General features: G+C 53.4%; 7 protein-coding genes. All 7 read right to left on the reverse strand.

Annotated elements, in window-relative coordinates:
* Positions 1-38: 38 nt before the first annotated feature.
* The 7 genes from C1714_RS10675 to C1714_RS10705 all read right to left on the reverse strand — a co-directional run bounded on the left by C1714_RS10675 (position 39) and on the right by C1714_RS10705 (position 12,235).
* The gene (locus tag C1714_RS10675) at positions 39-4,421 is read right to left on the reverse strand and encodes a PolC-type DNA polymerase III (RefSeq protein ID WP_102343252.1); all 4,383 of its coding nucleotides are present in this window, start codon (positions 4,419-4,421) and stop codon (positions 39-41) included.
* 241 nt (positions 4,422-4,662) lie between these two features.
* Entirely contained in the window at positions 4,663-6,090 is a 1,428-nt protein-coding gene (locus tag C1714_RS10680) for an ATP-binding protein (RefSeq protein WP_102343253.1), read from the reverse strand.
* A 134-nt stretch (positions 6,091-6,224) separates the two neighbouring features.
* The gene (locus C1714_RS10685) at positions 6,225-7,502 is read right to left on the reverse strand and encodes a galactokinase (protein ID WP_245305119.1); all 1,278 of its coding nucleotides are present in this window, start codon (positions 7,500-7,502) and stop codon (positions 6,225-6,227) included.
* Positions 7,503-7,523: 21 nt separating this feature from the next.
* Complete coding sequence (gene rnc, locus C1714_RS10690) at positions 7,524-8,204, reverse strand: ribonuclease III (protein WP_210115330.1); 681 nt, start codon at positions 8,202-8,204, stop codon at positions 7,524-7,526.
* Between the two features lie 30 nt (positions 8,205-8,234).
* Complete coding sequence (locus C1714_RS10695) at positions 8,235-10,178, reverse strand: ATP-dependent DNA helicase RecG (protein WP_245305120.1); 1,944 nt, start codon at positions 10,176-10,178, stop codon at positions 8,235-8,237.
* 53 nt (positions 10,179-10,231) lie between these two features.
* A complete protein-coding gene (locus C1714_RS10700) occupies positions 10,232-11,854 on the reverse strand; it encodes a DAK2 domain-containing protein (RefSeq protein ID WP_102343254.1) in 1,623 nt (540 codons plus the stop codon).
* Between the two features lie 21 nt (positions 11,855-11,875).
* Complete coding sequence (locus C1714_RS10705) at positions 11,876-12,235, reverse strand: Asp23/Gls24 family envelope stress response protein (RefSeq protein ID WP_102343255.1); 360 nt, start codon at positions 12,233-12,235, stop codon at positions 11,876-11,878.
* Between the last annotated feature and the right edge of the window lie 23 nt (positions 12,236-12,258).

Below are 12,258 nucleotides of genomic sequence, written 5' to 3' on the forward strand. Positions count from 1 at the left end.
TGAAATACGTTGGCTTGCGGCGGCGGAAATTCTGTCAATCAGAACAGTGAAATCTGATTGGTTTCATCAAGGCCTTGCAGGCAGCCCATTGCCTCCAGCTTATGGATATGGGTATCACTCAGCTTCGTACGCTTCCTCAGATCTTCCTTGGAAAGGAACGGTCCCTGTTCGCGTGCCTCAATCACACTCTGGGCGACGGATGCACCAAGACCGTCAATGGCCGTAAACGGCGGAATGATCGTCTTCGTATCGGGCTTAACGACACGGAAGACGGTGGCTTCCGACTTGTACAGATCAACCGGCGCAATCGAATAGCCGCGGGCATACAGCTCCTCGCACACTTCGAGCGTATCGTAGAGAGACTTTTCCTTCGCGCTCGCCGGATTGGCGGCACCGCGTTCCATCCGCATACTGATGTCACTCATACGGGCACGTACCGCGGCGAGACCTTTGGTCATCGTCTCCAGCTCATATGCATCACAGCGCAGCGAAAAATACTGGATATAGAAGTTCCACGGTTCGTGGACCTTATACCAGGCAATGCGGACGGCCATCATGACGTAGGCAACGGCATGCGCCTTCGGGAACATGTACTTGATCTTCTTGCACGAATCAATGTACCAGTCCGGCACATCATGGGCCCGCATATCGGCTTCCTCTTCCTCCGTCAGGCCTTTGCCCTTACGGACATGTTCCATGATGTGGAAGGCATTGATCGGCTCCAGCTTCTTTTCCAGAAGGTAGGTCATGATATCGTCACGGCACGCGATCGTTTCCGACAGCGGATGCCCCGCCTGCACAAGTGCTTCCGCGTTGCCCGCCCAGACGTCCGTACCATGGGAAAGACCGGAGATCATCACGAGCTCCGAGAAATGATGGGGCCGCGTCTCTTCAAGAACGCGCCGCGTTGTGCGGGTACCGAATTCCGGAAGGCCAAGCGCCCCGGTCTCCTTCTTATAGACGCGGGGATCCGCTTTCAGCGCATCGTCGCAATAGAACAGCGACAGCGTCTCGGGATCATTCATCGGAAGCGTCATCGGCTTGCGGTCCGCAACTCTCTGCAATAAGCGCATGGCGGTCGGATCAACGTGGCCGAGAATATCGAACTTCAGGACATTGTCATGAATATCATGGAAGTCGTAGTGGGTTGTAAGCCAGTCTGCGGAAGGATCGTTGGCCGGATACTGCACCGGCGTAAAGTCCTCCGCCTCATAGCCGTCCGGAATAATGATGATGCCGCCGGGATGCTGACCGGTTGTACGCTTGACGTTCTGACAGTTCTTGGCAAGATAGTCGCGCATCGGCCGGCGCATGTCTGAAATTTCAAGCTTTTCGCAATAGCCTGACACATAGCCGTACGCGGTCTTTTCCGCAACGGTGCCGATCGTACCGGCACGGAAGGCGTGACGGTCGCCGAACACCTCCTTGATGAAGGCATGGGCGCGCCACTGGTATTCATTGGAAAAGTTCAGGTCGATATCCGGAACCTTGTCCGCATTGAAACCGAGAAAGGTCTGGAACGGAATGTTGTGTCCGTTGCCCTTCATCGTGGCGCCGCACTTGGGACATACCTTGTCCGGCAGATCGAAGCCCGACTTGATTTTGGGATCATCGAAAAATTCACTGTAATGGCATGACGGGCACAGATAATGCGGCGGCAGCGCGTTGACCTCCGTGATGCCTGACATCGTTGCGGTAAAGGAGGATCCGACGGATCCACGGGAACCGACGACGTAGCCGTCCATGTTGGACTTCTTGACGAGCAGATGGGCGATGTAGTAATGGACATCGAAGCCGTTGCGGATGATGTTCTCCAGCTCCTCTTCGAGACGGTTGTGAACAATGTCCGGCACCTTGCCTTCAAACTCATACATCGCATGTTCCGTCCGGTAGCAGATGTCACGCAGATGCTGGGCGGAATCTTCCAGCGACGGCGGAAAGGTTCCGGAAGGAACCGGACGGGTCTTCGGATCGAGCATCGCCATGATTTTTTCCGGATTTTCAAAGACAATTTCATGGACAAGAGCGGGATCGTTGAGCCACGCGAAATCCTCCACCATCTCATCGCCGAAACGGATGTGCTGGTCCGGGTTCTTCGTACGCATGCGCAGCGCATCATCGCGGATGTACAGCGGATGAGCGGCACCGCCGACGCCCTGGTTCATGATGTAGACGTCGCGGAAGATCTTCTGATCTTTGCTGCAGTAGTGGGCATCGCTGTCCGCCACGACCGGAATACCCAGCCGGCGCGCCATGGTGATCATGCGGCGCAGAACGCTCTTGAGGCGGTCGACGCTGGGCAGATTGCCCATGGCAATATAGGTCCCGTAGTTGCTCAGCGGCTGCACTTCGACATAGTCATAGAACATCATTGCCTTCATGAGGCGCTCATCGTCACCATTGCAGGCAAGTTCAAACACCTCATTGTTGAGGCAGCTTGTCCCGATCAAGAGATTCCTGCGGTCCTTTTCAATCTCGCAGCGGAGGACACGGGGCTCAGCGGTAATTTCGCCGCCGTCCTTTGAAGTCTTGCCCATGACCGCCAGTGTCTTTGTCATGGACTGAGAAACAAGCTGGTAGAGCCGCTTCATGCCTTCACGGTTGCGGGCCATGACAATAACATGGGAGCGGCGGACTTTCTTATAGGCCTGATCATTCTGCAGCGAATACTGCAGATCGGAAACGGTTTTGGCCCCCTTCCTGCCCGCATCACGCAGAAGGCACAGGAAAACCAGTGCCAGACACTCGGCATCGTAGTTGGCACGGTGGGCAGACTCTTCATCGTAGGCAACACGATAGTAACGGGCAATGTTGCCAAGACGATACGCCCGCCGATCCGGCATAAGTGCCCGGGCCATATCCAGGGTATCGATCGTGCAGTTCTTCAGTTTCGGGCGGCCGATGCGGCGCAGCTCCTCATTGAGGAAATTGTAGTCGAAGGTCGCATTATGGGCGACAAGCACAGCATCCCCGAGCCATGCCAGAAGTTCGTCGACGACTTCCGGAAACGTCTGCGCCTGGGCAACCATTTCATTGGAGATGTTGGTCTTCAGCGTAATGTAGGGAGGAATGGGATGCGGCGGTTTGACGAAAAACTGCTTCGTCTCCACGACTTCGCCATTGCGGATCCGGGCGCCGCCGAATTCAATGATCGAGTCATAGTATGCGGAAAGGCCGGTCGTCTCAAGGTCGAAGGCAATGTACTCTCCTTCCGACAGCAGGGTATCCACCGGGTTGCGCACAATGCACAGCCGGCTGTCGGCCATATTCATTTCACATCCGAATCCGACCTGGAACTTCCGCTCAGGATCGCTCTTCTTGAGTTTGGCTGCCGTGTTATAGGCCTTGACGAAGGACTGCACGTCGCAATGGTCCGTGATGCAGATGCCGGGCATGCCGAGATTCCATGCATATTTGACGACCTTCTCCGGTTCGCAGATGCCGTCCATTTCGCTCATGTTCGTATGCATGTGCAGTTCGATGCGCTTTTCCCTGGAAGGATCCGTGACGGAAACGGCTGGAAGCTTATCCAGATGATCAATCAGAAGAACAAGATCTTTGGCATAGGTATCCATACTGATGGATCCGGTAACGGCGACACGATCCCCTTCGCTGACTTCCCCCATTTCTTCGATCGTGCAGCGCTTGCCTTCGAAGCGCTTGGCCAGAATGGCCGAAGTGCCGTCATACAGCGAAAGTGTCTGAATATGGCGGCCGGTCTTGGTTTCGATCGTCTCAAGCGCAAAAACCGTGGCTTCAAAGCGCACGTTGTCAATCGGATCCTGAACATTCTTCAGCTCGACCGGCGTATAGTCTTCGGCTTTGCGTCCGGCGTATTTCCGCCTGGGATAGTCGCCGCCGCCATTGGAACCGTTGGCTTTGTTGAATGGATGTGCACTGGAAGAAGGAGCCGGTTCCGCGGCAGCCATGGCCGCCGCCGATGCCTTCACCGTTTCCACCTTGACACCGTCTTGCGCCAGGAGTTCCCCATGCATCGATACACCCGGCAGGCCGATGTCACTTAAAAACGGCGTCAGGGCATCAAAGGCTTCCGCAGAGGAGGCGATCAGCTGCTGACTGGCAAAGCGGAAGGTCAGATGCGTTTCATTTGCCTTATAGGATACCGTCGCATCCGCAAGAAACTGAAACCTGCCGTGCGAGGCACACCAGGCACCGATGTATTTCTGCAGTTCAAAGTCGCTGATGGCATTGGAAGCAGCTTCAATAATCAGCCGCACCGGAATGCCGCTCCACTGTTTCAGTCCCTGCAGCAGGTGCATGTAATCGCTGTATGTGAGAATAGATGGAGCCGCAAGCGTCACTTCCATCCGTTTATCGGCCCGATAAAAACGGACTCCTTTCAGAGTCAGCGAGGTACCGATGGAATTTTCTTCCTGCAGCAAATCGAGAATCGCTGTCATACGTGCGCATTGTAGCACGAAAAAGAAAGATATCAGCTCTTGACATCTTCATCCGAAGTGATGCCGGCCTTTTCCTCTTCGTCCTGTATCTGCGCCTGCTGACGTTTCAGAGCATACACAGCCAGATTCATGATCCGGATTTCCGAACCGTCCACAATAAATGTTACAGCAGGCCAAATCTCTGAAAGATGATCCACAGTCGCAAAGAATACAGGCTACCTGTTATTCCTTAACAGAGCAATTAGAAGTTTTGCCTGTATAAATCCGTCATGGAAACAAGCTCAAGAGAAGAATCCTCTGCCGCCTGAGCCATCACCCATTTCGTAAAACCATTCAGCGAAAACAGGAGAAAATGTTCAACATGATAAGGTGAAATCAATCTAGCACGTTCGTGAAGAGTTTCATATTCCTGACGGCCGACCGGCTCGTTTTTGAATTTGCATTCACCAATGACAGCCTTTTTTTCTGCATCACCGATTCCAACTACATCGATGTCTGTCTGTTCTTTCCGGACCGGATCTGAGCCGCGCCATTTTCCTACACGGTTAACGATGAAACCATAGCCGTTCGTCATTCCGCAGGCAGCCGTATAATCCTGACAGATCAGTTCAAATACCGGTCCCATATATTCATGGAGAAACGGCCGTACGGCATTTTCATAGTATTCTTTTCCAAATCCACGTTCGATCGTATTCAACCCTTTTGGAAGAAAACGGAACCAGAAGCGGAACATACCATCCTGAATGACATACTGGCTGAGCTTTCTGTTTTTTTCATTCAAAATCGGTATGTCTTTTCGAATGATCCGGACCACCTCCAGCTTCTGAAGAGCTTGAACCACCTTTTCGGAATTAAATCCGGTCTTGCTGGATATTTCATTTACCTGACAACTGCCGCTGCCAATGGCGTTAAGAATAGCAAAGTACAAAGAGATATCCCGGAACTCCTGACGAAGCATGTTCTGCGGCTCTTCATAGAAATAGCCTGAAGGATCGAAATACTGCTGACTCAGATTTTCATCCAACGACTTCTGCGGATCGAACATAGAGAGATACTTAGGTACGCCTCCTGTAACTCCATAAACGATCGCCTGATCCTCAGGAGGATACTCAGGAACAAACCGCGCAGATGTCAGATAGTCGAATGGCTTCAGATCCATCTGGCCCGTTCGCCTTCCATAAAGCGGCGATTTAGCCCCGAGAACTTCTTCTTCCATGAATGTAATGGAAGAGCCGCAGAGAACCAGCATGATATTCATGCGGCTCCAGTCATGATCAATAACTCTTTGAAGCATTGAGGATACTTCTTTTGCACCGGCAGCTATGTAAGGATATTCATCCAGAATGATCAGTTGTTTTCCGGCACCCTTTTTCTTTCCGATTTCGGCAGTCATATAGTCGAAAATATCACTAAAGGATGCGAAGCTCATTCCGGCGTCACTTCCGCTGAAATAGGAAAAAACAGTCCTTCCAAGCCCCTTCAGATTCTCATCATCCTTGCTTTCAACACCCGTGTAAAAGATCGGATTCTTATCTTTGGAAAATTCGTTCAGAAGCGTCGTTTTCCCAATCCTGCGCCGCCCATAAAGAATCAGCATTTGAAAATTCTCAGAAGCATACATCCTCTTCAGCGTACTCAACTCCCGCTCACGTCCGATGAACATTGTCATGATGTCCTCCTTTTTACTAATCTGTACATTACTAATCTATAGATTAGTATATATAAATTATTGGACCGGTCAATCCAGGGCAAAAAATGGGCCCTCCTGCTGTAGGAGAAGCCCTTTTCGATCACAGAAAACTATCAGGCGATTTTCACGCCGCCGCAGTCACGAATGCGCAGAACGTAGCAGCATCCTTCACCAAACGTATGTTCCATCGTTGCCTTGTAGATTTCAACAAGACTGTTTGGAACAAAGGCCTGAATCGTTCCGGCAAAGCCGCCGCCATGAACGCGCCATGCGCCGCCCTTCCCCTTGAGAAGCTCCTGGGACAGGGCAAGACCGACCGCAAGGCTCTCATGTTTCGAATCATTGGGCGGATACACGTTCTGCAGGAACATGAAGGAGGATTCGCCGCTTTCAATGACAAGCTGCAGGAAACGGTCCGTATCCTTTGCGGCCAAGGCTTCCTTTTCTTTCTTTGCCCGCTCGGTCTCATGGAAGAAATGGAAGGCTCTTAAGAAGGCACGGTCACCGCACTGCTCACGGATCGTCCTGGCATTGGCAATCAGATCCGCCAGACTGCACTGGGAAAGCACCTCGTGCCCCAGCACCTTCGCAACCGCCTTCATCTCGGCCGGCATTTTGGAATACTCATCCGAAAGCTCCGCATGCGACTGGCGGCAATCCGTCAATACAAGCGAAAGGCCGCTGGCATCAAAGTCAAAGTCCACCTTCTCTACGACCGGATTTTCTTTGTCCGCAAAGTCAATCGCCGCAAAGCCGCCGACTGCGCAGGCGGTCTGATCCATTAATCCGCTTGCCTTTCCGAAGTAGACATTCTCGGCATACTGGCCGATCTTGGCCTGCTCGACCGGATCGACTCTATCATCGTTGTAGAGGAGGCTGAAGATCTTGGCGATCAGAATCTCAAAGGCGGCCGAAGAGCTCATGCCCGATCCGGGCAGCACGTCGCTTTCTGCATAGGCCTTGAAGCCGCCGACTGCATAGCCCTTTTTCTTCAGGCCGTCGGCGATGCCGCGGATCAAAGCGGCCGAAGTATTGACTTCGCTGCTGCGAATCGCAAGATCATCGAGAACAACCGGCGCCACGGCAAAGGCATCCGCCGCATAGCTGACCGTATTGTCATCGGTTGGAACGACTACCGCCAGGGCATCCAGATCAATCGAAGCCGCCAGAACCCTTCCCAGCTGATGATCCGTATGGTTGCCGCCGACTTCGGTACGGCCCGGTGCCGAGACAAGAATTGCCTCAACATCGCCAAAGCGCGAGATCCCTTCCTGAAGGATCTTCTCATAGCGCTGTTTCTGCTGATCAAGGCGGTGCTCACCATAAAGGTGGAGCAGCGTCGAATCCAGTGTTCCGTCATGGAGCTTTGCGAGCATGGCTGAAATGATCATATTGTATTTTTCCCCCTGGTCTCATCGGACCATTTTTTCAAACGCATCCCTGGCGGCATTTTCCTCCGCCTGTTTCTTGGACGGGCCGACACCCGTTCCCATCACAAGATTGTCGACCACGGCATTCATCGTAAACTGCGGCGCATTGGAAGGGCCGACTTCTTTGACCAGCTCATACCGCACATTGCGGCGGCTGTCCGTCTGCACATATTCCTGCAGAAGGCTCTTGTAGTCTTTGAAGGCATTGGACTCCGAAGGATGAACGATGTCCGGCTTCATGATCGCAGTCAGCCAGCGGTCCACCGTGTCCCATCCTGAATCCAGATACAGTGCGCCAAGAACCGCTTCGAACATATCGCCGCAGATTGTATCCTTCATCCTTCCGCCGCTTTTCTCTTCTCCGCTGCCCAGCCTGAGCATCTGATTGAGACCGATTCTGCGCGCATAGGCGGCAAGTGTCTCCTCCCGTACCAGACGCGAGCGCAGACGGGTCATTTCACCTTCGGAAAGGGCCGGTTTCAGAGGATAGATTTCCTTTGAGCTCCAAAGCTGCAGCACCGCATCGCCCATGAACTCGAGCCGCTCATTGTCGTAGCCCGTATGATGTTCATTGGCATAGCTGGTATGGGTAAAGGCCTCCACAAGCAGCTGTTCATTATGTATTTCAACGCCATGCCGGCGGAACCATTCGGTAATTGTCACAGAAAAATTCTCCCCGTCCAAGATCTGTTTCTATTCTAACGAAGACACATGATACTCGGACTGTACATGCTCCAGAAGCGGCACATAATCCGGATTTTCCGGATCCAGAACAACCGTCTTTGCGTCCAGCCGCGCCTGCTCAAGAATCTTTGTGTCCTCCGCAAGCGAGCCGATGCTGAAGCCGGGCAGGCCGCTCTGCCTCGTTCCAAGTATATCACCCGGTCCGCGCAGCCGTAAATCCTCCATGGCAATCGCAAAGCCGCTCGTTTCACAGGCCAGAACGTTCAGTCGCTTACGGGCATTGGAATCCTTCGTATCACTTAAAAGCCAGCAGATTCCCTGCTCACTGCCGCGCTGGATGCGTCCCCGCAGCTGATGGAGCTGGGAAAGGCCGAAGCGGTCCGCATCATAGACGATCATGCCCGTCGCATTGGGCACATTGACACCGACCTCGACCACCGTCGTCGATACAAGAACCTGCACCTCATTGTGCAGAAAGCGCTCCATGACGGCATCCTTCTCTTCCGATTTCATTGAGCCGTGCATCGCGGCAACCGTATAGCCCGCAAACAGCTTCGTAAGATTCTTTTCAACGACGGAAACCGGACGGACTGGAAAATCATCGTTGGGATCAATCGAGGCACAGATGACATACAGCTGCCTGCCCGATGCAAGCAATGCCTGAACATCGCTCAGGACGCTGCGAAAGCTGTTTTCCTTCAGCACATAGGTCAGTACGGGCTTTCGTCCCGGGGGCATCGATTCGATCGTACTCACATCCATGTCGCCGAATAAGGCAGACGCAAGCGTTCTTGGAATCGGGGTAGCGCTCATCAGTAAGCAGTCGACCCCCTCCGCCTTCTTCCAGATTGCGCGCCGCTGTTCGACGCCGAAGCGCTGCTGCTCATCGATGACCAGAAGGCCCGGCTTTTTAAACTGCACCGTATCTGAAAGCAGCGAATGGGTTCCAATCAGAAGATCCACGGTTCCTTCCGCTGCTTCCTTTCTTACTTCCTCCTGCTCGTCTGCAGGCATGCCCGCATACAGGCAGCGGACATGAAAATCATCAAACAGAGCGCGGATCGTCTCCATGTGCTGGCGCACCAGCAGTTCCGTGGGTGCCAGCAGGATGCCCTGGCAGCCGGCAGTCATGCACGCATAAAGAGCGATGGCGGCGACCATCGTCTTTCCACATCCCACATCCCCCTGCAGCAAACGGTGCATCACATGGTTGCTTTCGATGTCCTTGAGAATGTCACGGACCGCTTTTGCCTGATCCCTGGTCAGCTCGTAGGGCAGCGATTTGAGCAGTTTCAGGACACGCTGTTCATCGACGTGACGCGGCGTCTTGTAGGCTCCGCCTCCGTTTTCATTCTTCATGAGCTCTGCGGTCGTAAAAAACTGCAGAAACTCCTGGTACTTGAGGGTGCGGGATGCGAGCTGTACATCCTGCATCGACTTCGGTTCATGGATCCGGTGCAGTGCCTGGCCGCGGGTCATGAGGCGGTAGGCGCGCTGAAAGCGGATGGGCGTTACATCGGGGATCTCTGTTTCCAGAGCTTTGTGGATGCAGGCACGGATCGTGCGCTGCTGGATCTCAGCTTTGGCGGAGTAGACCGGTGTTACCGCCTCCTGTTCCTCGAGAGGCTTATTGTTATAGGTCATGGCCGTTACTTTGTGACGGCCTTTGTAAATGCCGGTGACGGTGATCGGGGTGCCGTCAGACATGTTGGATGCCCATGGCCGGTTGAAAATCGTCACTTCTGCATAACCGTCCTGAAGCTGTACCTGGAAATGGGATACCAGCTGATTGCGGCCATAGCGAAAGGAGCGGACGGCGCCGGCCACATGGCCGAAAAACGTGATCCGCTCTCCTTCTTCCCATTCGTCCGGGTTTTTGGCATTGAGCACTTCGTAGCGAAGCGGATAATACGAAAGAAGCGATTCCGTATCGGTCAGCCCGAGTGCGTGCATCGCTTCGATTCTTTTTGGTGTAAGTTTCAGCCGAGGATCTTCCAGCCGCATGATCACTCGACACCGATCACAAAACTGTAAACCGGCTGATCGCCTTTTTCCGCGTCAATGTCGACGTCGTATTTGGACTCGATGTATTTCTGAACAGCTGCCATCTCTTCATCGCTTGCGTCTTTGCCCTGCAGGAGCGTGATGATTTCGCTGTCGTCATCGCACATGGCGTCGATCAGGCTGCAGGCAGCCTTGACCTTGTCCTTCTCGGTGAGAATGATGTTCTTGTCCAGGATGCCCATGAAGTCGCCCTGATGAATCTCACGTCCATCGACGACTGTATCCTTGATGGCATAGGTGACGGAACCCGACTTGACGTGTTCAATGGCCTCTTCCATCGCCGCGGTATTGTCAGATACCTCCGCTTCCGGATTGAAGACGATGCAGGCACTGAGACCCTGCGGAATACTCTTGGTCTCAAGGACGATGACATTCTTGCCTTCGGTAACTTCGGCCGCCTGCTTGGCTGCCATGATGATGTTGGAATTGTTGGGAAGAATGTAAATGTTCTCCGCATTCAGCTTTCCGACAGCCTTGACAAAGTCTTCCGTCGAAGGGTTCATCGTCTGGCCGCCGTTGACAACGATGTCAGCACGGTAAGACTGGAACAGCCTGCCAAGACCGTCGCCGGCGCATACGGTGATGATGCCGAACTTTTTGGCAGCCTGTGGCGCTGCGGGCTCTTCTTTGGCTTCTTCCTTTTCTTCAAGGATCGAATCCTTGAGATCAGTCATCAGATTCTCAATCTGGATTTTGTCAAATTCGCCATAGCGCTGGCCAAGGTTCAAAACTTCTCCCGGCTGCATCGCATTGACGCGGACCTTCACCAGATTGTCATCGTTGACGATCGTGATATGATCGCCCAGCTTGGCCAGCGAGTCACGGAAACGGCCGCTCTGGAACAGATGGACGCCCTGCTCGGAAAGACGGAGGATAAACTCGGTCCGGTAGCCCGAAACCTTGACTTCTTCACTCTTGTTTTCTTCTCCGCAACCTTCTACGATCGGTGCTCCTTCCAGATAGGCATGGAAACCGTCGAATACATTCTTGAGGCCGCAGCCGCCCGAGTCGACGACCCGTGCTTCCTTCAATACCGGTAACAGTTCCGGTGTACGGTCCAGGGAAGCCTTGGCTTCCTTGCACAGAATGTCAAAGTAGGCTTCAAAGGAGGTTCCAGCATGTTCCTTGACATAGATCGAAGCATATTCGCTCGATTCACGGGCAACCGTCAGAATGGTTCCCTCGACCGGGCGCATGACCGCCTTGTATGCCTTCATCGCACCCTGCAGAAGCGCATCTGCGAACTCTTCAACGCTCAGCTGCTGCTTATCGCCGACAGCACCGTTGAAGCCGCGGAAAATCTGAGAAAGGATGACGCCGGAATTGCCGCGTGCCCCCATCAACATGCCTCTGGCAAGGGTCTTGGCAACCGTCGGCAGATCTTCGCTGCCGCTCTTACGCACCTCGCTCATGCCGCTGGTAAAGGTCAGCGACATATTCGTTCCCGTGTCACCGTCCGGTACCGGGAATACATTCATCGCATCCACTTCCTTTCGGCGGTTGTTGAGATTGGCGCATCCGCTCTCAAGCATGCCGCGAAAGATCTTTCCATCAATCGTATCCATACCTGTTCCTACTGTCCTTCCTTACTCAATGACCTGAACGCCCTGTACATAGACGTTGACAGCTGCCACTTCGGTGGACAGCGATTTTTCAAGCACATACTTCACTTTCTTCTGTGCTTCCTGTACAACTTCGGAAATGCGAACGCCGAAGCTGACAATGATATACAGATCCACTTCCAGGCCGTTCTCCGTATTCCGTACGGCGACGCCGCGGGAGAAGTTTTCTCTTTTCAGAAGTTCCGCATACGTATCCTTGAACAGCTTCCGGGAAGCCATTCCCACGACGCCATAGCACTCGGTAATGACGCCGCCGGCCAGAGACGCCACTGCATCTTCGGTCACATTAATTGTGCCGTAATTGGTCTTTTTCGCAACTGTCATACTTAAAAACAGCTCCTTTATTT

It is taken from the genome of Galactobacillus timonensis, assembly GCF_900240265.1.
GTDB classification, from domain to species: domain Bacteria; phylum Bacillota_I; class Bacilli_A; order Erysipelotrichales; family Erysipelotrichaceae; genus Bulleidia; species Bulleidia timonensis.